Raw genomic sequence first — 22465 nt, forward strand, 5'->3', positions numbered from 1 at the left:
GTCAGGAGGCGCGGGCGCGGTCCTTGGCGCGGAGCATCTCCCGGTCGGCCAGCTCGAACGCGGCGCCCAGGGCCTCCCGGACGCTCGCCCCGGACCCGCCGGTCACCTCGGCGAAGCCGATGCTCACCCCGACCGGGGTGCCCGGCACCAGGGACGCCCAGTCCTCGGTGCGGACGGCGGCCTGGATCCGGCGGGCCACCTCCGCCGCCTCGGCCATCCCCGTCTCGGGCAGCACCACCACGAACTCGTCCCCGCCGTAGCGGGCCACGAAGTCACCGCGCCGCATCACCCGGTTGATCACCCCGGCGATGCGTTGCAGCACCAGGTCGCCCGAGTGGTGGCCGTGCCGGGTGTTCACCGCCTTGAAGCCGTCCAGGTCGCAGACGCCGATCACCACCCGGTCGCCCCGGGCCACCACCGCGCCGATGTAGCGCTCCAGCCGGCGCCGGTTGGGCAGCCCGGTCAGCGGGTCGGTCAGCGCCTCGCCCTCGTACCGGGCGGCCTCCCGGCGCATCTCCTCGTGGTCGATCCGGGCGGCGATGCCGTCGATGTAGACGTCCCGCAGCCGGTCGTTTCGCTGGGCGGCGAGCCGGAACGCGTGCCGGTCGGCGCGGTGCGCGGCGGCGTGGTCCCCGGCCCGGGCCAGCGCGATGCTGCGCAGCCGGGGCGCCTCGGCCGCGCCGAGGGTCTCGTTGGAGACCCGGGTGGTGTCCAGCCGGGTGACCGCCTCGATCGGCCGGCCGTCGGCGATGGCCAGGCAGACCTGGCCGAGCTGGCGCAGGTCGCGGGCGCGGGCGCTGTCGCCGCCGTGGGCGAGCAGCCGGGCGGGGTCGGCGTCGGTGCCGGTCTCCACCCGGTCGCCGAGGGCGGCCCGCCGGGCGGCCGCGTACCCGTACGCGGCGAGGCTGCTCGGCCGGAGGTCGCCGGCCCGGCCGCTGCGCAGGAAGCGGCCGAAGTCGCCCGCCACGTCGCGCAGCACCCGCAGGCAGCCGTCGCTGTCGCCGTTGTGGTCCAGGGCGACCGCGTTGCGCAGCCGGATCCCCGGGGCGGCGAAGGTCTCCTCGGGGATGCCGGCGGTGACGCCCACCTGGCGGGCGCGCTCGATCGCCCCGAGGGCGTGCCCGTGGAAGCTGAGGTACGAGTAGGCCATCGCCAGGTCGTGCCAGCCCCAGGCGGTGTCCCGATCCGGATCGTCGTCCGCGGTCAGCGCCCGGGCCGCCTTCACCAGGTGGGTGACGCAGCGGTCCAACGCCCCCTGGTGGTGCGCGGCGAGCGCGGCGAGGGCGTTGAGGTGCCCGTGCAGGTACGGCTCGGCGAGGTCCCGGACGGCGGCGGACGCCTCCTCGATGGCCCGGGTGAACTCGGCCGTGCGGCCGAGATTGATCAGGGCGGAGAGGCGCTGGACCAGCGCGTCGGCCCGGGCGTACGGGTCCTGGGTGGTCCGGATCACCCGGTCGAGCAGGACGCACGCCTCCGCGGAGCGGCTCGCCTCCTGCAAGGTCCGCGCGCGCCGAAGGGCGTCAACCTGGTCATCGACCCGGTCGAGCCAACCCACCCGCGACCTCCTTGTCGGTGTGCCCCTGGACGCACCCGCTCGTGATGTCACCTGCGACGCTTCATGATTATGTCGTGACCTCCCTCCCGCAACACCCGTCCGAAGGGACAGAACGCGAGCGCCCCTCACTGGTGGTCGCCCGGGCTGCCCGAACGCTCGCCGCGGCGGGTGTCGAGGCACCCCGGGCGGAGGCGGAGCTGCTGGCCGCGTACGTGCTGGCGGTGCCGCGCGGGCGGCTGGCGCTGGCCGACGGCTTCACCCCCGAGCAGCGGGACCGCCTCGACGGGCTGGTGGCGCGGCGGGCCGCCCGGGAGCCGCTGCAGCACCTCACCGGCGTCGCCGGCTTCCGGCACCTGGAGCTGGCGGTCGGCCCCGGGGTGTTCGTGCCCCGGCCGGAGACCGAACTGCTCGCCGGCTGGGCGCTGGCGCAGGGGCGGCGGTTCGACCGCCCGCTGGTGGTGGACCTGTGCAGCGGTTCGGGGGCGATCGCCCTGGCGGTCGCCCAGGAGCTGCCGGCGGCCCGGGTGGTGGCGGTGGAGCGGTCCCCGGCGGCGCTGGCCTGGCTGCGCCGCAACGCCGCCGAGCGGGCCGCCGCCGGGGACCCCCCGATCGAGGTGGTGGCCGCCGACGTCACCGACCCGGACCTCCTCCCCGGCCTGGTGGGCCGGGTCGACGTGCTGGTCTGCAACCCGCCGTACGTGCCGCGCGCGGTGGTCGTACCGCCGGAGGTGGCCGGGCACGACCCGGCCGAGGCGGTCTTCGGCGGGGCGGACGGGCTGGACGTGATCCGGCCGGTGGTGACCCGGGCGGCCGAGCTGCTCCGCCCGGGCGGCGCGTTGGGCGTGGAGCACGACGACACCCACGGCGCCGCGGTGCCGGCGCTGCTCGTCGCCGACGGCCGGTACGAGCGCGTCGAGGAGCACCGTGACCTGGTCGGCCGGCCTCGGTTCGCCACCGCGTCCCGCCGGGCGGACGGCCAGCACGCCGACCCCGCTGCGGCGTGGCAGACTGGCTCCTCGTGATGCTCTACGACTGTCGGTCGCTCGCCGATCGGGACCGCGGCATCGCCGCTGCCATCGAGGCCGTCAAGAACGGGGAACTCGTCGTCCTGCCGACCGACACGGTCTACGGCATCGGTGCCGACGCCTTCACCCCGTACGCGGTGAAGGCGCTCGCGGACGCCAAGGGGGGCAGCCGGCAGGCCCCGCCGGTGCTGATCGGCTCCCGGCACACCCTCGACGGCCTGGTCTTCTCGCTGCCCCGCGCGGCGCGGGACCTGGTCGAGGCGTTCTGGCCGGGCGCGCTGACCATCGTGGTGGAACACTCCCCGAGCCTGGCGTGGGACCTCGGCGACTCCAGCGGCACGGTGGCGGTGCGGATGCCGCTGCATCCGGTGGCGCTGGAGGTGCTCCGGGAGACCGGCCCGATGGCGGTCGCCTCGGCCAACAAGGTGGGCCAGCCGGCCGCGCTCACCGCCGAGGAGGCCCGCGAGCAGCTCGGTTACGGCGTCCGGGCCTACCTCGAGGCCGGCCCGGCTCTCGACCCGGTGCCGAGCACCATCGTCGACCTCACCGGTGAGGTGCCGCGGGTGCTGCGCCAGGGGGCGGTGACGCTGGAGAAGCTGCGGGACGTGGTGCCGGACATCCTCGACGAGCGGGGGGTCTGAGTGCCGCCGTTCACCGTCCTGCACGTCTGCATGGGCAACATCTGCCGGTCGCCGATGGCCGAGCGGCTGCTGGTGCTCGCCGTCCGCGAGCGGCTGGGCCGGCTCGGGGTCGACCCGGCCCGCTCCGACGAGCTGGTGCACAGCCACAGCGCCGGCACGGGCGGCTGGCACGCCGGCGAGGGGATGAATCCGCCGGCGGCCCGGCAGGTGACCGCGCGCGGCGGTGAGGTGGCCGGGTTCGCCGCCCGCAAGCTCCGCTCCGACCTCATCGACGCCGCCGACCTGATCCTCACCGCCACCGCCGACCAGCAGGAGTACGTGCTGGCGCTGCGTCCGGACGCGGCGGCGCGCACGTTCGTGCTGGGCGAGTTCGGCCGGCTGCTGGGTGCGGTGCAGACGGCCGGCCTGCCCCCGGCGGAGGCCACCCCGGACGGGGTGTTCGCCCGGGGCGTGGCGCTGGTGGCGGCGGCGGACGCGGCCCGGCAGGGCGGCTCGCCGCTGCCCACGGACGACCTGGACGACCCGTGGGGCCGGGGCGACCAGTGCTTCAGCCGGGTGGCCGACGAGATCGAGGAGACCGTCCATCCGCTGGCCGCCGCGCTGCTGGCCTGAGGTTCATCCTTTCTCGCGAACTTCCTGCGCGTTTTGCCGAAGATAGCGGCGAAACCACCGATTCCGGTCATTCTGGACGGGTCCGTACGGCCGGCTCCTGCGGGGAGAGCTGATGAACCGGGCCCATCTCAACAAGCTGTTCACCGTCCTGCTCGCCGGCGTGCTCGCCGGGCTGGCCCTGGCCGCGGCCGCACTGCCGGCCGCGCTGGTGTTCGGGCTCGGCTTCAAGAACCTGATGCCCTACGCCGAGCTGCCGGAGTCGCTGAGGACGCCGCAGCCGGCCCAGCGCTCCACCCTCTACGCCAACGACGGACGCACCCTGATCACCTCGTTCTACCTCGAGGACCGGGTGGACGTGCCGGTCGACGAGGTGGCGCCGGTGATGCGGCAGGCCATCGTGGCCGCCGAGGACGTCCGGTTCTACCAGCACCACGGCGTCGACGTGCGCGGTGTGGCGCGGGCCTTCGCGGTCAACGGGCGGGACGGCACCCGGCAGGGCGCCTCCACGCTGACCATGCAGTACGTCCGCAACGCGCTGGCCGGTGACCCCCGGCTGACCGAGGCGCAGCGGGCCAGGGCCACCGAGATCAGCCTGGGCCGCAAGATCCGCGAGATGCGGTACGCGCTGGCCCTGGAACGGGAGCTGAGCAAGGACGAGATCCTCAGCCGCTACCTGAACATCGCGTACTTCGGGGCCGGGGCATACGGCATCGCGGCGGCCAGCAAGCGCTACTTCTCCACCACGCCGGCGAAGCTCACCCTGGCCCAGGCCGCGCTGCTGGCCGGGCTGGTCCGCTCGCCGGACACCGACGACCCGATCAACGGCAACGCCGACAGCGCCCTGGGCCGCCGGGCGTACGTGCTGGACCGAATGGTGGAGACCGGGCAGGTGGACGCGGCGACGGCCGCGCGGGCCAAGGTCGAGCAGCTCAACCTCAAGCCGAACGCCACGCCGAACGACTGCGCCGCGGTGCCCGCCGGACACAACGACTGGGGCTTCTTCTGCGACTGGTTCACCCAGTGGTGGAACGCCCAGCCCGCCTTCGGCAAGTCCGCCGACGAGCGGCAGCGAACCCTGCGCCGGGGCGGCTGGAAGATCGTCTCGTCGCTCGACCCGGACGTGCAGAGCAAGGCCACCGAACAGGTGCTGCGGATCTACCCGGTGACCAACATGCGGGCCGCGCCGACCGCGGTGGTGCAGCCCGGCACCGGGCGGGTGCTGGCCATGGCGGTGAACCGGAACTACAGCGTGGCGGCGAACCCGAACGGGCAGGAAAACTACCCGAACACCGTCAACCAGCTCGTTGCCGGCGGCGGCGGGATCGTCGGCTACCAGGCCGGCTCGACCTTCAAGCTCTTCACGCTGCTGGCCGCGCTGGAGTCCGGGCTGCCCCTGGACACCGTGTTCGACGCGCCGAGCCGGTACGTCACCAGCTACCCGGTCGACGGCGGCCCGGCGAGCTGCGGCGGTCGCTGGTGCCCGACCAACGCCAACCCGCTCTGGATGGACGGGGAACAGACCATGTGGAGCGCCTTCGGCCGGTCGGTGAACACCTACTTCGCCTGGCTCACCCAGCGGGTCGGGGCGGACCGGGTGGTCGAGCTGGCCGAGCGGCTGGGCATCGTGTTCCGCGCGCCCGACGACGCCAAGCTGGCCCGTGACGGCGCCAAGAACTGGGGTGCCTTCACCCTCGGCGTCTCCGCCACCACCCCGCTCGACCTGGCCAACGCGTACGCGACGGTGGCGGCCGAGGGGGTGTGGTGCCGGCCCACCCCGATCAGCTCGATCAGCGACAGCTCCGGGCGGCGGGTGGCCGCCGGCAACGCGGACTGCCGCCAGGTGCTCGACACCGACGTGGCCCGGGCGGCCGCGGACGCGGCCCGCTGCCCGGTCGGCGACCAGTCGATGTACCGCCGCTGCGACGGCGGCACGGCCGAGCAGCTCCAGCCCGGGCTGCGCCGGCCGCTCGCCGGCAAGACCGGCAGCTCGGAGCAGAACGCCACGGAGACCGTGGTGGCCTTCACCCCGCAGCTCGCCGTCGCCACCATCGCCGCGAACCCGGACGACCCACGGGACGCCGTCGGCGGCGGGGTGCAGACCCGACAGATCACCGCGGTGGGCAACGTGCTGGCGTACGCGCTGCGCGGCAAGCCGGTGCTGGACTTCGTGCCGCCCAGCCAGACCGTGGCCTACCAGCGCACCGCACCCCGCGCCGGCAACTGACCGTTGCGGGTCGGGCCCGGTCAGGTGGGGTGGGGGACGGTGTGCTCGGCGCCACGGGCGATGTTGCGGGCCATGCCGCCGAAGACGACGGCGTGGAACGGGGCGACCGACTTCCAGTAGAGGTGCCCGGCCAGGCCGTGGGGGAGGAAGACGGCGCGCTGGAGGTACCGGCTGCGCCCGTCCTCGGCCGGCTCGGCGCGCATCTCCAGCCAGGCGCGGCCGGGCAGCCGCATCTCGGCGCGCAGCCGGAGCAGTTCGCCGGGGACGATCTCCTCGACCCGCCAGAAGTCCAGCGCCTCGCCGACCCGGAGGCGGTGCGGGTCGCGCCGCCCCCGGCGCAGCCCCACCCCGCCCACCAGCCGGTCCAGCCAGCCCCGCAGCGACCAGGCCAGCGGGAACGAGTACCAGCCGTGCTCGCCGCCGACCCCCTCGATGACCCGCCACAGCGCCGCCGTCGGCGCGCGCACCGTCCGCTCCCGCAGGTCGGTGTACGCGGTGCCGCCGGACCACTTCGGGTCGCTGGGCAGCGGCTCGGCCGGGGCCTCCGGCCCGCTCGCCGTCGACCAGCGGGTCTCCACCTCGGCGTCGCGAACCTTGGCCAGCGCCAGGGCCACCGCCTCGTCGAAGCCGGTCAGCCCGCCAGGTGGGTCCGGGACGTACCGGGCGATGTCGTGCTCGCGCGCGACCGCCTCGTGGACCAGGCTCTCCACCAGTGGCCGGGCGATCGAGTTCGGCACCGGGGTGATCATCCCGACCCAGTACGAGGAGAGCGCCGGGGTGAGCGCCCGCACCGGCAGGATGATCCGCCGGGGCAGCCCGGCCACCCGCGCGTAGCGCTGCATCATGTCCTGGAAGGTGAGCACGTCCGGCCCGGCGATGTCGAAGGAGCGGTTCACCTCGGGCGGCAGGTCCACGCAGCCGATCAGGTAGCGCAGCACGTCCCGGACCGCGATCGGCTGGATCCGGTTGCGCACCCAGCGCGGGGTGACCATCCCCGGCAGCCGCTCGGTCAGGTGGCGGAGCATCTCGAACGACGCCGAGCCGGACCCGATGATCACCGCGGCCCGGAGCACCGCGGTCGGCACGCCGCTGCCGAGCAGGATCCGGCCGACCTCCGCGCGGGACCGCAGGTGCGCCGAGGGAAGCTCGCCCGCCGCCTTCGGCTCCGGGCCGCCGAGGTAGATGATCCGGCGTACGCCGGCCGCCTGGGCCGCCGCGGCGAAGTTGTTCGCCGCCTCCCGGTCGGCGGTCTCGAAGCCGGCCTGGCCGAGCGAGTGGACCAGGTAGTACGCCACCTCCACGCCCTCGAACGCGCCCGGCAGCGTCTCCGGTTTCCGCAGGTCGCCCTCGACGATCTCGGCCCGCGCGGCCCACGGCACGTCCCGCAGCCGCCCGGCCTTCCGGGCCAGGCAGCGGACGGTGTGTCCGTCGGCCAGCAGTCGGGGCGCCAGCCGCCCGCCGAGGTAACCCGTGGCTCCGGTGACGAGGCATCGCACGGCTTCCAGTCTGCGGCTCCGTAGACTCCTTCGCTGTGGAGAACGCGAGAGAGCCCTTCTGGGGGCCGGACTTCCAGCAGCTCAGCGTCGTCGATCCGGAGATCGCCGGGGTGGTGCTGGGGGAGCTGGAACGGCTCCGCGGCGGCCTGCAACTGATCGCCAGCGAGAACCTCACCTCGCCGGCGGTGCTCGCCGCGCTCGGCTCCACCCTGACCAACAAGTACGCCGAGGGCTACCCGGGCCGGCGCTACTACGGCGGCTGCGCCGAGGTGGACCGGGCCGAGGAGATCGGCATCGCCCGGGCCCGGGAGCTCTTCGGCGCCGAGCACGCCAACCTCCAGCCACACTCGGGCGCGAGCGCCAACCTGGCCGCGTACGCCGCCCTGGTGCAGCCCGGCGACACCGTGCTGGCGATGGACCTGCCGCACGGCGGCCACCTCACCCACGGGAGCCGGGTGAACTTCTCCGGCAAGTGGTTCCACACCGTCGGCTACACCGTCCGGCGGGACACCGAGCTGATCGACTACGACGAGGTGCGTGACCTGGCCCGGGCACACCGGCCCAAGATGATCATCTGTGGCGCCACCGCCTACCCGCGGCTGATCGACTTCGCCCGGTTCCGGGAGATCGCCGACGAGGTCGACGCGTACCTGATGGTGGACGCGGCGCACTTCATCGGGCTGGTCGCCGGCCGGGCCATCCCGTCCCCGGTGCCGCACGCGGACGTCGTCTGCTTCACCACCCACAAGGTGCTGCGCGGTCCGCGCGGCGGCATGATCCTCTGCCGGGAGTCGCTGGCGTCCCGGATCGACAAGGCGGTCTTCCCGTTCACCCAGGGCGGCCCGCTGATGCACGCCGTCGCGGCCAAGGCGGTCGCGCTGCGCGAGGCCGCCCAGCCCGAGTTCCGGGCGTACGCCTCCCAGGTGGTCAGCAACGCCCAGGCGCTCGCCGACGGGCTGGCCGCCGAGGGGATGCGCCCGGTCTCCGGCGGCACGGACACCCACCTGAGCCTGATTGACCTGCGGGAGCTGGGGGTGACCGGCGCCGAGGCGGAGGCGCGCTGCGACGCCGCGCGCATCACCCTGAACAAGAACGCCATCCCGTACGACCCGCAGAAGCCGATGGTCGCCTCCGGCATCCGGGTGGGCACCCCGAGCGTCACCACCCAGGGCATGCGGGAGGGGGAGATGCGCGGGATCGCCTCGCTGATCGCCCGGGCGGTGCGGACCGACCCGGAGGCGCCCGGGGGCGCCGACGAGCTGGCCCGGATCGCCGCCGACGTGACCGAGCTGGTCACCGCCTTCCCGGCGTACCCCCGTGGCTGAGCCGGGGATGCGCGCGGCGGAGGCGGCCGCGGACCGCGGCTGGCGACTGCGCCACCTGCCGGTGCTGCTGATCGCCTCGGCGGTGCTGGCGGCGCTCGCCGCGGTGGTCGGCGGGGTGACCCGGGGCGCGGACGGCGCGCTCGGCGCGGCGGCCGGGGTGGCCGTCACCGCGTTCAGCTACACGCTCACCACGGTCGTGCTGGCCTGGGCCGACGCCCGGGACCCGCAGCTCGTGCTCCCCTTCGGGCTCGGTCTCTACATCGCCAAGATGACCCTGCTCGGCGGGGTGATGGTGCTGGTGGGCGCGACCGGCTGGTCGGGTCTTATCCCGTTCTGCCTCGGCATCGCGGCCGGTGTGCTGATCTGGACCGGGGTGCACATCTGGTGGCTGGCCACGGTGCACGCCCGGCGCGTCCACAACTGACGCCGTCTCATCCTTCGGACGCGCGCCGGTGTGTCCGCGATCGGTCATTCTCTCAGTGGCGGAGGGGGAGTAGCGTGCCTCCAGACGACTTCGCCCACCCGTGTCCCACACAACCAGGTTGTGCGGGGGGTGAGGCACAGCCTCTTCGGCTCGACTGATATCGTTCGCCCCGTCATGGCCGGTGACCAGAAACCCCCCAGCGCTGGCGGCCCGAGCGACGTTCCGCCCGGTGCCGGTCAGGGTTGGACCGCGCTCTCGTACCTCATCGGGGGCATGCTCGTCTGGGGTTTCATCGGCTGGCTGGTCGACCGTTGGCTCGACACCGGCGGCATCGCCACCGGGATCGGGATCGTGCTCGGCATGGCCGGGGGGATCATCCTGGTCGTCCGCCGACTGGGCACGCCTACTTAGGAAGGGACGCGGTGTTCGGACAGGCGAACGTCCTGGCTCAGGGCCAGGCGGAATTCCCACCCACGGTGGGGGACTTCTACCTGCCCAGCATCCTGCCCTGGGGTGCGGAGAACTCGTACTGGTTCACCAAGATCACGGCGATGGTGTGGATCGCCGTCGGTGTCCTGATCATCTTCTTCCTGGCCAGTTACCGGAACCCGCAGCTGGTGCCGACCAAGAAGCAGTGGTTCGCCGAGTCGATCTACGGCTTCGTGCGCAACAACATCGCGGTCGACATGATCGGGCACGCGGGGGTGCGCTTCGCGCCCTACTTCACCACGCTCTTCTGTTTCGTTCTGTTGACGAACGCGTTCGCGATCATCCCGTTCTTCCAGATCTCGCCGAACTCGCACATCGCCTTCCCGGCCTTCCTCGCCGTGATCAGCTACGTGCTCTTCAACTGGATCGGCATCCGGCACCACGGCTTCGTGAAGTACTTCAAGAACTCTCTGATCCCGCCGGCGCCCTGGTACATCCTGCCGCTGCTGATCCCGATCGAGTTCTTCTCCACCTTCCTGGTCCGGCCGTTCTCGCTCGCCGTCCGTCTCTTCGCGAACATGTTCGCCGGCCACATGCTCCTGCTGGTCTTCACGCTCGGCGGGTTCGCCATGCTCAGCGCCAACGCCTGGCTGGCGCCGGTCTCGGTGGTGTCCTGGGCGATGACGATCGCGCTGACCTTCCTCGAGTTCCTGGTGATCTGTCTGCAGGCGTACGTCTTCACGGTGCTGACTGCCAGCTACGTGCAGGGCGCGCTCGCCGAAGAGCACTGATCCACTTCGCACCAACCGTTGTCGTCCCGCGTGACCGTCACGCGTGATAACCAGGAGGAACCGCAATGAGCATCCTTGCCGAGGTAACGGGCAGCACCGCTGCCATCGGTTACGGCCTGGCCGCCATCGGCCCGGGCATCGGCGTGGGCCTGGTCTTCTCGGCCTACATCCAGTCGACGGCCCGCCAGCCGGAGTCGTCCCGGATGACCCTCCCGTACGTCTGGATCGGCTTCGCCGTCATCGAGGCCCTGGCGCTGCTCGGTATCGCCTTCGGCTTCATCTGGGCCGGCACCGCCTGATCCAGCCCCTCTGACCGGGAGGTTTTCCCATGTACTTCCTCGCCGCTGAGGGTGGTGAGACGACCCACAACCCGATCATCCCCGTCTGGCAGGAGATCGTGGTCGGTGGGATCGCCTTCATCGTGCTCTGCTTCGTGCTGATGAAGTTCGTCTTCCCCCGCATGGAGCAGACGTTCCAGGCCCGGGTCGACGCGATCGAGGGCGGCATCAAGCGCGCCGAGGCCGCCCAGGCCGAGGCGAACCAGCTGCTCGAGCAGTACCGGGCCCAGCTCGCGGAGGCGCGTACCGACGCCGCCAAGATCCGCGACGACGCCCGGGCCGACGCCGAGGGCATCCGCCAGGACATCCTCGCCAAGGCGCGCGAGGAGTCTGACCGGATCATCGCCGCCGGCAAGGATCAGCTCGCCGCGGAGCGGGCCACCATCGTGCGCGAGCTGCGCACCGAGGTCGGCACCATCGCGGTGGACCTGGCCAGCAGGATCGTCGGCGAGTCGCTCGCTGACGAGGCGCGTCGCAAGGGCACCGTGGACCGGTTCCTGAGCGGTCTCGAGAGCACGGGGGCCCGCTGATGCAGGCCGCCAGCCGGGAGTCGTACAAGGTCGCGGCCGACCGCCTCGACGCGTACGCCCGCGGCGCGGAGCCGTCGGCGGTGGCCTCCACCGCCGACGACATCCTCTCCGTCGCCGCCCTGCTGCGGCGCGAGCCGCGGCTGCGCCGGGCGCTGTCGGATCCGGCGCGCGCCAGCGAGGACCGCAGCGGGCTGCTCACCGGCATCCTGAGCGGCAAGGTCGGCGGGGACGCGCTCGACCTGCTCGGCGTGCTGGTCTCCGGCCGCTGGTCGGCCCCGTCGGAACTGCTCGACGGCGCCGAGCGGCTGGGCGTCGAGGCGCTCCTGGCGAGCGCCGACAAGGCCGGCGAGCTCGGTGAGGTCGAGGACGAGCTGTTCCGCTTCGGGCAGGTCGTCTCCGGCTCCGCGGCGCTGTCCAACGCGCTCTCCGACCCGATGGCCCCGGCCGAGCGGCGGGCCACCCTGGCCGACCAGCTGCTCGCCGGCAAGGCCCGGCCGGTCACCGTCCGCCTCGTCGAGGCCGCGCTCGCCGGCTTCGGGGGACGCTCCTTCATCGGGGCGCTCACCCGGTTGGTCGAGCTGGCCGCCGACCGGCGGGACCGTCAGGTCGCATACGTGACCGTGGCGGCGCCGCTGAGTGACGAGGAGGAGCGACGCCTCGGTGATCGCCTCTCGCAGATGTACGGTCGAGAGGTCTCCGTCAAGCAGACGGTGAACCCCGACGTGCTCGGCGGGGTGAGCGTGCGGGTCGGCTCCGACCTGTACGACGGCACCGTCCTGCGCCGCCTCAACGAGACCCGCAACGCGCTCGCGAAGCGCTGATCAGCGTCTTAGCAGCCCTGATTCGACGCCATCGGACCGGTCGGTACTAGGTATCCCGGGCCCCTGATACTTAAGGAAGCAGAGGATGGCCGAGCTGACCATCTCGACGGAGGAGATCCGCGGCGCCCTGGAGCGCTACGTCTCCTCCTACACGGCCGACGTCTCCCGTGAGGAGGTCGGCACCGTCGCCGACGCCGGCGACGGCATCGCCCACGTCGAGGGTCTGCCCTCGACCATGACCAACGAGCTCCTGGAGTTCGAGGACGGCACGCTGGGCGTGGCGCTGAACCTCGACGTCCGGGAGATCGGTGTCGTCGTCCTCGGTGACTACGGCGGGATCGAGGAGGGGCAGCGGGTCAAGCGGACCGAGCGGGTGCTCTCCGTCCCGGTCGGCGACGCCTTCCTGGGCCGCGTGGTCAACGCGCTCGGCCAGCCGATCGACGGCCTCGGCGACATCGCCAACGAGGGCTACCGCGAGCTGGAGCTGCAGGCTCCGAACGTGATGGCCCGGCAGTCGGTCTTCGAGCCGATGCAGACCGGTATCAAGGCCGTCGACGCCATGACCCCGATCGGCCGCGGCCAGCGCCAGCTGATCATCGGTGACCGGAAGACCGGCAAGACCACGGTCGCCCTGGACACGATCCTCAACCAGCGGGAGAACTGGCGCTCCGGCGACCCGAAGAAGCAGGTCCGCTGCATCTACGTCGCCGTCGGCCAGAAGGCCTCCACCATCGCCTCGATCAAGGGGACGCTGGAGGAGGCCGGCGCGATGGAGTACACCACCATCGTCGCCTCCCCGGCCTCGGACCCGGCCGGCTTCAAGTACCTCGCCCCGTACACCGGCTCGTCCATCGGCCAGCACTGGATGTACGGCGGCAAGCACGTCCTGATCGTCTTCGACGACCTGAGCAAGCAGGCCGAGGCGTACCGGGCCGTGTCGCTGCTGCTGCGCCGCCCGCCGGGCCGCGAGGCCTACCCGGGTGACGTCTTCTACCTGCACTCCCGGCTGCTGGAGCGCTGCGCCAAGCTCTCCGACGAGCTGGGCGGCGGTTCGATGACCGGTCTGCCGATCATCGAGACCAAGGCGAACGACATCTCGGCGTTCATCCCGACCAACGTCATCTCCATCACCGACGGCCAGATCTTCCTGGAGACCGACCTGTTCAACCAGGGCGTCCGGCCGGCCATCAACGTCGGCACCTCGGTCTCCCGGGTCGGTGGCGCCGCGCAGGTGAAGCCGATGAAGAAGGTCGCCGGTTCGCTGCGGCTGAACCTGGCCCAGTTCCGCGAGCTGGAGGCGTTCGCCGCCTTCGCCTCCGACCTGGACAAGGCCTCCCGGGCCCAGCTCGATCGTGGTTCCCGCCTGGTCGAGCTGCTCAAGCAGCCGAACTACTCGCCGTACCCGGTGCAGGAGCAGGTCGTCTCCGTCTGGGCCGGCACCGAGGGCAAGCTGGACGACGTCCCGGTCGGCGAGATCAAGCGCTTCGAGTCGGAGTTCCTGCAGTATCTCCGGCACAAGCACGAGGGCGTCCTGGCCGCGATCGCCGACAACAAGTGGGACGACGACATCATCGGCTCGCTCGACTCGGCCATCACGGAGTTCAAGCAGGTCTTCCTGGGCAAGGAGGACGAGGTCCGGATCAACGAGGCGCCGGCCAAGCCGCTGGAGGGCGAGGAGAACCGCGAGACGGTGACCCGCTTCCGTGAGGGCTCGACCGACCGCCCGGCTGAGAGCTGACGATGGCCGCGCAGGTTCGCGTTCTTCGTCAACGGATCCGCTCGGCGAAGTCGATGAAGAAGATCACCAAGGCGATGGAGCTCGTCGCGACGAGCCGCATCGCCAAGGCCCAGGCCCGGGTGGCGGCGTCGCTGCCGTACGCCCAGGCCATCACCGGGGTGCTCACGGCGCTGGCCTCGAACGCGCGGATCGACCACCCGCTGCTCACCCCGCGGGAGCGGGTGCGGCGGGCGGGCGTCCTGCTGGTCACCAGCGACCGCGGCCTGGCCGGCGGCTACAGCTCCAACGCGATCAAGGCCGCGGAGTCGCTGATCGCCCGGCTGAAGGCGGACGGCAAGGAGCCGGTGCTCTACGTCATCGGCCGCAAGGGCGTGACGTTCTACCGGTTCCGCAACCGGGACATCGCGGGGAGCTGGACCGGCTTCTCCGAGCAGCCGGCCTTCTCCGACGCCCGCGAGGTGGGTGAGACGCTGATCAAGGCGTTCACCGCCGGCGCGGACGACGTGGACGGGCAGGCCGGGGCGGACGGGATCGTCGGCATCGACGAGCTGCACATCGTCTACACCGAGTTCAAGTCCCTGATGACCCAGAACCCGGTCGCGAAGATCATCGGGCCGATGCAGGTCGAGGACCGGCCGCGGTCCGAGGGTCTGCTCCCGGCGTACGAGTTCGAGCCGGAGGCGGAGGCGCTGCTCGACGCGCTGCTGCCGAAGTACATCAACACGCGGATCTACGCGGCGTTGTTGGAGTCGGCGGCCAGCGAGTCGGCGGCCCGGCGGCGGGCGATGAAGAGCGCCACCGACAACGCCGAAGAGATGATCGACAAGTACACGCGTGAGATGAACTCGGCCCGCCAGGCCGGGATCACCCAGGAGATCAGTGAGATCGTCGGCGGCGCGAACGCGCTGGCCGCGGCGGGAAGTGAAGTGTGATGACTGCCCCAGTAGAGACCAAGACGGCCACGGGTCGCGTGGTCCGGGTCATCGGCCCGGTCGTCGACGCCGAGTTCCCGCGCGACGCCATGCCGGACCTGTTCAACGCCCTGCACGTGAACGTGACGCTCTCCGGCGGCGAGAAGACGCTGACCCTCGAGGTCGCCCAGCACCTGGGTGACAACGTGGTCCGCGCCATCTCCATGCAGCCGACCGACGGCCTGGTCCGCGGCACCGAGGTGCGCGACACCGGCTCGCCGATCACCGTGCCGGTGGGCGACGCGGTCAAGGGCCACGTGTTCAACGCGATCGGCGAGGTCCTCAACCTCACCGAGGGCGAGACGCTCGAGCCGGACGACCACTGGCAGATCCACCGCAAGGCCCCGGCCTTCGCGGACCTGGAGCCGAAGACCGAGATGTTGGAGACCGGCATCAAGGTCATCGACCTGCTCGCCCCGTACGTCAAGGGTGGCAAGATCGGCCTGTTCGGCGGCGCGGGCGTGGGCAAGACGGTGCTCATCCAGGAGATGATCACCCGGGTGGCCCGGAACTTCGGTGGTACCTCGGTCTTCGCCGGCGTGGGTGAGCGCACCCGTGAGGGCAACGACCTCATCGCCGAGATGACCGAGTCCGGCGTCATCGACAAGACCGCGCTGGTCTACGGCCAGATGGACGAGCCGCCGGGCACCCGGCTGCGGGTCGCCCTCTCCGCGCTGACCATGGCGGAGTACTTCCGCGACGTGAAGAAGCAGGAGGTGCTGCTCTTCATCGACAACATCTTCCGCTTCACCCAGGCCGGTTCCGAGGTCTCCACGCTGCTCGGCCGCATGCCGAGCGCCGTGGGTTACCAGCCGACCCTGGCCGACGAGATGGGCGAGCTCCAGGAGCGGATCACCTCCGTCCGGGGCCAGGCCATCACCTCCATGCAGGCGATCTACGTGCCCGCCGACGACTACACCGACCCGGCGCCGGCCACCACGTTCGCCCACCTGGACGCGACCACCAACCTGGAGCGGTCGATCTCCGACAAGGGCATCTACCCGGCCGTGGACCCGCTGGCGTCCTCGTCCCGGATCCTCGCCGCGGACTTCGTCGGCCAGGAGCACTTCCAGGTGGCCACCGAGGTGAAGCGGATCCTGCAGCGCTACAAGGACCTGCAGGACATCATCGCCATCCTCGGCATCGAGGAGCTCTCCGAGGAAGACAAGATCACCGTGGGCCGGGCCCGCCGGATCGAGCGCTTCCTGTCGCAGAACACCTACGCCGCCGAGCAGTTCACCGGCGTGCCGGGCTCGACGGTCCCGATCAAGGAGACCATCGAGGCGTTCAAGAAGATCAGCGAGGGCGAGTACGACCACTTCCCCGAGCAGGCGTTCTTCATGTGCGGCGGTCTCGAGGACCTGGAGAAGAAGGCCAAGGAACTGATGGAGAGCTGAGTCTCTCGTCACACTCCACGAAGGCCGCCCCGACGAAGGTCGGGGCGGCCTTCGCCTGTTCGGGGCTGCTCATTAGCAGATGTCCGGTTCTCGGGCAAGCGGTTCGGCAGACCGCGCGGTACCGTTTCGTGACACGGCGTTCAGGTCAGGAACGTTGATCCCTTGCAACCGAACGGAACCGCGCGCCCGTCTACCAGTCGTGGGCGTGACGATTGGAGATGCTCGTGGCTAAGGCCGGCAGGGACGGCGGCAAGCGGTCCATCTGGCGGGGTGTCCCCCGGTGGGCCCGGGTGTGCACCGTCTTCGGCGTGGTCCTCATGGTGCTCAGCGGCGCCACCCTGATGGGCTACCACGTGCTGGTCAACCGGTACGAGGGCGCGGTGGGCAAGGGGGACCTCTTCGGCGACCAGGCGGCCGGAGCCACCGAGAAGAAGAGCGACATCAAGGGCCCGCTGAACATCCTGCTGGTCGGCATCGACCCCCGCAAGCCGGAGACGCCGCCGCTGGCCGACTCGATCATGATCCTGCACGTGCCCGCGGGTATGGACCGCGGCTACCTCTTCTCGCTGCCCCGGGACCTGCGGGTGGACATCCCCGCGTTCCCCAAGGCCCACTACCCGGGCGGCACCGACAAGCTCAACGCCGCCATGTCGTACGGCAGCCGGGTGCCCGGGCAGAACCCGGACGCCGCCCGCGGCTTCGAGTTGCTCGCCAACACCGTCCAGCAGGTCACCGGGATCGAGCGCTTCGACGCCGGCGCGATCATCAACTTCACCGGCTTCAAGAAGATCGTCGACGCGATGGGCGGCGTCGACATGTACATCGAGCGGGACGTGAAGTCGGAGCACCGCAAGCCCGACGGCACGATGCGCGAGCTGAAGCCGGGCGGTGGCGGTTACCTCGGCCCGCAGGCCCAGTACAAGAAGGGCAACGCCCACCTCAACGGCTGGCAGGCGCTGGACTACGTCCGGCAGCGCTACCCGCGGAACGGGGTGCCGGACGCCGACTACGGCCGCCAGCGCCACCAGCAGCAGTTCGTCAAGGCGATGGTGAACCAGGCGTTCAGCGCCGACGTGGTGACCAACCCGGTGAAGCTCGACCGGGTGCTCCGTGCGGCGGGGCAGTCGCTGATCTTCAACGGCCGGGGCAACAGCGTGGTCGACTTCGCCCTCGCCCTGAAGGGCATCCGGTCCGACTCGATCGAGACCATCAAGCTGCCGGGCGGGCCGGTCACCGTGGGCGGCGCGTACAAGGGGGAGAAGCTGCTGCCGCCCGCGGAGGACTTCTTCACGGCGATCCGCACCGAGCAGGTCGACGCGTTCATGCTGGAGCACCCCGACTTCAAGCAGAAGAACAGCTAATCTGACCGCCAGCGGGCTCCGGCGCGCACCGGAGCCCGCTGGCGAGACCGTGGCGCAGCTCTCGCCACCCGCGTTGGGTGGCGATCAGGGCCGCGACTAGACTTTCGGCAATCCGCCGCCGCAGCAAGGAGACAGCGTGGCACAGCAGCTTCACGTCGAGCTCGTAGCCGTCGAGGAGAAGGTCTGGTCCGGCGAGGCCGAGATGGTCGTCGCCCGGACGACCGAGGGTGAGCTGGGTGTGCTGCCAGGGCACGCGCCCCTGCTCGGCCAGCTCGCCGAGCCCAGCCAGGTCCGCATCAAGCAGGCCGGCGGCCAGCAGGTCGCGTACGACGTCGCCGGCGGCTTCCTGTCGGTGACCGGTGAGGGCGTCACCGTCCTCGCCGAGAGCGCCACCCCCGCCACCCCGGCGCGCTGAGCCGACCCGCCGATGGAGATCGTGGAAGGGATCGGAATCGGCGTCGCGGTCGTGCTCGCCGCGCTTCTGATCCTCTTCATCCGGCGGGCTCTGTTCACCCGTAGCGGAGGCATCATCCGGCTCAGCGTCCGGGTCTCCACAATTCTCGATGGGCGAGGCTGGTCACCCGGCTTCGCCCGTTTCGTCGGCGACGAACTTCGCTGGTACCGCATGTTCAGCTTCGCCCTGCGGCCCAAGCGGGTGCTCTTTCGCAAGGCCCTCGCCGTGGAGCGCCGGCGGCTGCCGGAGGGGCAGGAACAGCTCTCCATGCCGGCCGACTGGGTGATCCTCCGCTGTACCAGTAACCACGCGCCGGTGGAGATCGCCATGGCACGGTCCACGGTCACCGGCTTCCTCTCCTGGCTCGAGGCCGCCCCACCCGGGGCGGTCTCGCCGCGTCTGGCCTCCCAGGACTGGCCTGCCGCCTGACCTTGGTTGCGGTTGGCCGCGCCGGTCTGCTCGTCCGTGGTTGCGGTTGTCCGTGCCTCTTTGCTCGTCTGTGATTGCGGTTTCGGGTGTGGCCCGCCGTGCCCGGCTCCGGGCGGTCAGGCTTGATCCCTGCGCCGGTCACGCCGGGCCACACCCGCGTCGCGCGCCGGCGCCGTCCGGGCCGTGCGGCCTGCGCGGTCTGCGTCTGATGTACGTATAGTCCGGTTCCGGGTTCCCGTCCAATGGGCCGCCCTGCGGGGTTCGGCCGGCGCAGCTTCCAGGCATTGCCGGTGCTTCCGCCGCCCCCGGCGCTGCTGCCGCCCTCCTCGGTATGGAGTGGCGGGGGCGAGATTGTCCGGTTGTGGGCTGGCTGGGTGTGCTGGGTGGAACGTCATGGCTGTCTCCGGGCTCCGGTGACCTCCATAGCGTTCCACTGACCGCGTCGAGGTCTGAGCGGCCTGGCTTGTGACGGGGCGGTGTGTCCGGTTTCCGGGTGTGACCGTCGGCATCCCGGGGCCGGAATGGTGGGTGGGCGGGGGTCGTTGAACACGGGTGAATGACCGAGGAAGGCCGCCCCGCCTGGCGGGGTGTGCGGGCCCGGAATGATGGTGGGCCGCCGGTCGTTACACATGGTCCCGGCGCCGCGAAGAGGCCCTGCCCCGCACGCCGGATCCCCCCAAGACTTTTCCCCTTTTGCTTTTTGGGCGCCTGACGGTGCTTGCGTCTGCTGCTGACCCCCATCGGCGTGGACGCCAACCCCCGAATGGAGCTTTGTCATGAACACGATGCTGCGTAAGAGCGTGCTGGGTATTGCTGGTCTGGCTTTCACCGGTGGTGTGTTCGCCGGTCCGATCGCCGCCCACGCCGACACCCCGACTGTTGCCGGCAAGCCGGTCGCGGCCGTGCAGGCCGACAAGCCGGACATGGGCAAGCTGGTTCCGCATGGTGTGCAGGGCGCCCAGTCGCGCATCGACCTCTCCGGTGAGCAGGTCGGTAACGCGAAGGCGATCATTGCGGCGACGAAGAAGGCGGGTCTGCCGGAGCGGGCCGCGGTGATCTCGATCGCCACGAGCCTGCAGGAGTCGAAGCTGGAGAACCTGGGCCACCTCGGCGACGCCAACGACCACGACTCGCTGGGCCTGTTCCAGCAGCGCCCGTCCAGTGGTTGGGGTACGCCGGAGCAGATCACCAACCCCGAGTACTCGACGCTTGCGTTCGAGAAGGGTCTGAAGCAGGTCGACGGGTGGCAGGACATGCCGCTGACCGAGGCCGCCCAGACCGTGCAGGTCTCGGCCTACCCGGACGCCTACGCCCAGTGGGAGCAGCAGGCCGCCGACCTCGTCGCCCAGCACTGGAACAGCTGACAACCGAACAGCACACGCCACGCTGGCCGGCACCCGAACACGGGTGCCGGCCAGCGGCGTCTTCATCTCGACCGGCCGGAGCCGCCCGCGCCCTCAGTCCGCGACCGACCCGACCAGCTCCACCTCGTACCCCTGTCCGTCGGCCAGGTAGGCGGCGTAGGTCGACGGGCCGCCCGCGCGGGGGTGCCGGTCCGGGAAGAGCAACTCCCAGCCGTACTCCGGTGCGGCGTCGACCAGCCGGTCCACGGCGGCCGGCGGGCCGGCGTGGAAGGCCAGGTGGTTGAGGCCCGGGGCGAGCCGGTCGTGCACCCGCGCGGAGAGCGCCGGAGACTCCTCCAGCACCAGGTACGTCGGGCCGAGCCGCCAGGACCGGCCGGCCGGCCAGTCCTGGTACGGCGTCCACCCCAGTTCCCCGAGAAGCCAGCCCCAGCTGTGCCTGGCTGCCGCCAGGTCGGGTACCCAGAGCTCCACGTGGTGCAGCGCGCCGGCGGTCAGCGCTTCCCGCCCGGCACCCATAGCACATCTCCGTCCGGGTTTGCCGTTCTTGCCAGGATAAAGAGCAGATCGGAGAGCCGGTTGAGATACTTTGCCGGGAGGGGGCTGGTCCGGTCCGGGTCGTGTGCGACCAGGGCCCACGCCGCGCGCTCGGCGCGTCGGGCGATCGTCCGTGCCACGTGCAGCAGCGCCGCGCCAGCGGTGCCGCCGGGGAGGATGAAGGAGTCGAGCTTGCTCAGGCGCGCGTTGTACTCATCGCACCAGCCCTCGAGGCGCTCGACGTACTCCTCGGTGACTCGCAGCGGCGGGTACGCCGGGTCCGGTTCCACCGGGGTCGCCAGGTCCGCGCCGACGTCGAACATGTCGTTCTGGATCGACTCCAGCACCGCCCGCAGCTCGTCCCCGAGCTGCCCCAGGGCCAGCGCGACACCGATCGCTGCGTTGCACTCGTCGACGTCCGCGTACGCGGCGATCCGCGGATCGGTCTTCGGCACCTGCTCGTTGTTGCTCAGCCTGGTCATGCCGGCGTCGCCGGCCTTGGTGTAGATGCGCGTGAGGTGGACGGCCATGACGCACAGCCTACGGATACCGGACCTGACCATCCCGGCGCGGCCGGGCCAGCCCGGCTGGTCGACCGGGGTCGGACCGGGCGATGCCGGCGACCCGGCGGTCAGCGACGTCGACGTCATCCGGGTGTCCGGTGAGGCCCGGCTGGCCGGCACGGTGCACGTGGTGGGGGCCAAGAACTCGGCGTTGAAGCTGATGGCGGCCGCCCTGCTGGCCCCCGGGCGCAACGTGATCACCAACGTCCCCCGGATCACCGACATCGCCATCATGGGGGAGGTGCTGCGCCGGCTGGGCTGCGGCGTCCGCTTCGCCACCGATGACCCGGTCGATCCGATGGTGGCCCGGGGCGGGGTGGAACGCTCCCGGGCGGTCGTCATCGACGTGCCGGAGCGGCCCGGCGCGGAGGCCGACTACGACCTCGTCCGCCGGCTGCGCGCGTCGATCTGCGTGCTCGGCCCGCTGCTGGCCCGGCGGGGCTACGTGCGGGTGGCCCACCCCGGCGGGGACGCGATCGGCTCCCGTGGGCTGGACATGCACATCGCCGGGCTGACCCGGATGGGCGCGGACATCTCCGGCGAGCACGGCTTCGTCATCGCCGAGGCTCCGGACGGGCTGTACGGCGCGGACATCGTGCTGGACTTCCCGAGCGTCGGCGCGACCGAGAACCTGGTCATGGCGGCGGTGCTGGCCCGGGGCATCACGACGATCGACAACGCGGCCCGCGAGCCGGAGATCGTCGACATCTGCACCATGCTCAACCGGATGGGCGCCCGGATCGCGGGGGCCGGCACTTCCACCCTGCACATCGTCGGGGTGCCCGAGCTGTCGCCGGTCCGGCACGCCACGGTGGGGGACCGGATCGTCGCCGGGACCTGGGCGTTCGCCGCCGCGATGACCGGCGGGGACGTCACCGTGACCGGCATCGACCCGGCGTTCCTGGAGGTCGCGCTGGACAAGCTCGTCTCGGCCGGCGGACTGGTCGAGACCCGGGGCGACGCCTTCCGGGTACGGATGGACGGCCGTCCGACGGCGGTGGACGTGGTGACGCTGCCGTTCCCGGGCTTCGCCACCGACCTGCTGCCGATGGCGATCGGCCTGGCCGCGGTGAGCGACGGCGCCTCGCTGATCACCGAGAACATCTTCGACGGCCGGTTCATGTTCGCCAACGAGATGATGCGGCTCGGCGCCGACATCAGGACCGACGGCCACCACGCCCTGGTCTGCGGCCGGGAGCGGCTCTCCGGCGCCCCGGTACGCGCCACCGACATCCGGGCGGGGGCCGGCCTGATCATCGCCGGGCTCTGCGCGGACGGGGTGACCGAGGTGTCCCACGTGCACCACGTCGACCGCGGCTACCCGGACTTCGTCGCCGACCTGCGGGCGCTCGGCGTGGAGGTGGAGCGCGGCACGGCGCCCGAGGAGCCCGATCTCGCCATCTGAGCACCGCCGTCTCCTGCGGCCGTCAGGTCCTTAGCACT

23 protein-coding genes are annotated in these 22465 nt (G+C 71.6%); 19 read left to right on the forward strand and 4 right to left on the reverse strand.

The genetic code is table 11. From position 1 onward, the window contains the following. Nucleotide 1 precedes the first annotated feature (1 nt). Nucleotides 2-1555 (reverse strand): GGDEF domain-containing protein, encoded by a 1554-nt coding sequence (locus Q2K19_RS16630; RefSeq protein WP_302772092.1) that lies wholly within the window; start codon nt 1553-1555, stop codon nt 2-4. A 44-nt stretch (nt 1556-1599) separates the two neighbouring features. On the opposite strand from Q2K19_RS16630, the gene prmC reads away from it, so the two are divergent. The 4 genes from prmC to Q2K19_RS16650 all read left to right on the forward strand — a co-directional run bounded on the left by prmC (nt 1600) and on the right by Q2K19_RS16650 (nt 6057). Continuing rightward, a complete protein-coding gene (gene prmC, locus Q2K19_RS16635) occupies nt 1600-2577 on the forward strand; it encodes a peptide chain release factor N(5)-glutamine methyltransferase (RefSeq protein ID WP_458329373.1) in 978 nt (325 codons plus the stop codon). After that, nucleotides 2577-3221, forward strand: a complete 645-nt coding sequence (locus Q2K19_RS16640) for an L-threonylcarbamoyladenylate synthase (protein WP_302772553.1) — start codon at nt 2577-2579, stop codon at nt 3219-3221. Before prmC ends, Q2K19_RS16640 begins: the two co-directional genes overlap by 1 nt. Next, nucleotides 3222-3833 carry an arsenate reductase/protein-tyrosine-phosphatase family protein gene (locus Q2K19_RS16645; protein ID WP_302772096.1) on the forward strand — a complete coding sequence of 204 codons (612 nt, stop codon included), beginning with the start codon at nt 3222-3224 and terminating at the stop codon, nt 3831-3833. A 112-nt stretch (nt 3834-3945) separates the two neighbouring features. Next, complete coding sequence (locus Q2K19_RS16650) at nt 3946-6057, forward strand: transglycosylase domain-containing protein (protein ID WP_302772098.1); 2112 nt, start codon at nt 3946-3948, stop codon at nt 6055-6057. 20 nt (nt 6058-6077) lie between these two features. Here Q2K19_RS16650 and Q2K19_RS16655 read toward each other — a convergent pair whose 3' ends face one another. Then, a complete protein-coding gene (locus Q2K19_RS16655; protein ID WP_302772100.1) occupies nt 6078-7553 on the reverse strand; it encodes an SDR family oxidoreductase in 1476 nt (491 codons plus the stop codon). 35 nt (nt 7554-7588) lie between these two features. Here Q2K19_RS16655 and Q2K19_RS16660 point away from each other — a divergent pair, with 35 nt between their 5' ends. The 14 genes from Q2K19_RS16660 to Q2K19_RS16725 all read left to right on the forward strand — a co-directional run bounded on the left by Q2K19_RS16660 (nt 7589) and on the right by Q2K19_RS16725 (nt 19925). After that, on the forward strand, nt 7589-8878 hold the full coding sequence (locus tag Q2K19_RS16660; RefSeq protein WP_302772102.1) for a serine hydroxymethyltransferase: 1290 nt from the start codon (nt 7589-7591) through the stop codon (nt 8876-8878). 7 nt (nt 8879-8885) lie between these two features. After that, entirely contained in the window at nt 8886-9302 is a 417-nt protein-coding gene (locus tag Q2K19_RS16665) for a hypothetical protein (RefSeq protein ID WP_302772555.1), read from the forward strand. 174 nt (nt 9303-9476) lie between these two features. After that, nucleotides 9477-9713: an AtpZ/AtpI family protein gene (locus Q2K19_RS16670; RefSeq protein WP_302772104.1), complete on the forward strand. Its 237-nt coding sequence runs from the start codon at nt 9477-9479 to the stop codon at nt 9711-9713. Nucleotides 9714-9724: 11 nt separating this feature from the next. After that, the gene (atpB, locus tag Q2K19_RS16675; protein ID WP_302772105.1) at nt 9725-10522 is read left to right on the forward strand and encodes a F0F1 ATP synthase subunit A; all 798 of its coding nucleotides are present in this window, start codon (nt 9725-9727) and stop codon (nt 10520-10522) included. Between the two features lie 65 nt (nt 10523-10587). After that, the gene (locus tag Q2K19_RS16680) at nt 10588-10821 is read left to right on the forward strand and encodes an ATP synthase subunit c family protein (RefSeq protein ID WP_046563803.1); all 234 of its coding nucleotides are present in this window, start codon (nt 10588-10590) and stop codon (nt 10819-10821) included. A gap of 29 nt (nt 10822-10850) precedes the next feature. Next, nucleotides 10851-11390: a F0F1 ATP synthase subunit B gene (locus Q2K19_RS16685; protein ID WP_302772109.1), complete on the forward strand. Its 540-nt coding sequence runs from the start codon at nt 10851-10853 to the stop codon at nt 11388-11390. Then, nucleotides 11390-12211, forward strand: a complete 822-nt coding sequence (locus tag Q2K19_RS16690; RefSeq protein WP_302772110.1) for a F0F1 ATP synthase subunit delta — start codon at nt 11390-11392, stop codon at nt 12209-12211. Before Q2K19_RS16685 ends, Q2K19_RS16690 begins: the two co-directional genes overlap by 1 nt. Before the next feature lie 85 nt (nt 12212-12296). Next, nucleotides 12297-13949, forward strand: coding sequence for a F0F1 ATP synthase subunit alpha (gene atpA / locus Q2K19_RS16695; RefSeq protein ID WP_302772112.1), 1653 nt, complete (start codon nt 12297-12299; stop codon nt 13947-13949). Nucleotides 13950-13951: 2 nt separating this feature from the next. Further along, the gene (locus Q2K19_RS16700; protein ID WP_302772114.1) at nt 13952-14881 is read left to right on the forward strand and encodes a F0F1 ATP synthase subunit gamma; all 930 of its coding nucleotides are present in this window, start codon (nt 13952-13954) and stop codon (nt 14879-14881) included. Beyond that, nucleotides 14881-16317, forward strand: coding sequence for a F0F1 ATP synthase subunit beta (gene atpD / locus Q2K19_RS16705; protein WP_302772115.1), 1437 nt, complete (start codon nt 14881-14883; stop codon nt 16315-16317). Before Q2K19_RS16700 ends, atpD begins: the two co-directional genes overlap by 1 nt. A 218-nt stretch (nt 16318-16535) precedes the next feature. Next, nucleotides 16536-17678, forward strand: coding sequence for an LCP family protein (locus tag Q2K19_RS16710; protein WP_302772116.1), 1143 nt, complete (start codon nt 16536-16538; stop codon nt 17676-17678). Between the two features lie 136 nt (nt 17679-17814). Next, nucleotides 17815-18093, forward strand: a complete 279-nt coding sequence (locus tag Q2K19_RS16715; protein WP_089012816.1) for a F0F1 ATP synthase subunit epsilon — start codon at nt 17815-17817, stop codon at nt 18091-18093. Nucleotides 18094-18105: 12 nt separating this feature from the next. Next, entirely contained in the window at nt 18106-18561 is a 456-nt protein-coding gene (locus Q2K19_RS16720; RefSeq protein WP_302772120.1) for a DUF2550 domain-containing protein, read from the forward strand. A 776-nt stretch (nt 18562-19337) separates the two neighbouring features. Then, entirely contained in the window at nt 19338-19925 is a 588-nt protein-coding gene (locus Q2K19_RS16725; protein WP_302772121.1) for a hypothetical protein, read from the forward strand. 93 nt (nt 19926-20018) lie between these two features. Here Q2K19_RS16725 and Q2K19_RS16730 read toward each other — a convergent pair whose 3' ends face one another. Beyond that, entirely contained in the window at nt 20019-20441 is a 423-nt protein-coding gene (locus Q2K19_RS16730; RefSeq protein WP_302772122.1) for a VOC family protein, read from the reverse strand. Next, nucleotides 20417-20989 (reverse strand): cob(I)yrinic acid a,c-diamide adenosyltransferase, encoded by a 573-nt coding sequence (locus tag Q2K19_RS16735; protein WP_302772124.1) that lies wholly within the window; start codon nt 20987-20989, stop codon nt 20417-20419. The genes Q2K19_RS16730 and Q2K19_RS16735 overlap by 25 nt, the downstream gene beginning before the upstream one ends. Between Q2K19_RS16735 and murA the strand changes: the two genes are divergently transcribed. Beyond that, nucleotides 20988-22427, forward strand: coding sequence for a UDP-N-acetylglucosamine 1-carboxyvinyltransferase (murA, locus tag Q2K19_RS16740; protein ID WP_302772126.1), 1440 nt, complete (start codon nt 20988-20990; stop codon nt 22425-22427). The two genes, Q2K19_RS16735 and murA, sit on opposite strands and share 2 nt — an antisense overlap. The last annotated feature ends 38 nt before the right edge of the window (nt 22428-22465 follow it).

This window comes from Micromonospora sp. NBRC 110009 (assembly GCF_030518795.1).
In the GTDB taxonomy this organism is placed as follows: Bacteria; Actinomycetota; Actinomycetes; order Mycobacteriales; family Micromonosporaceae; genus Micromonospora.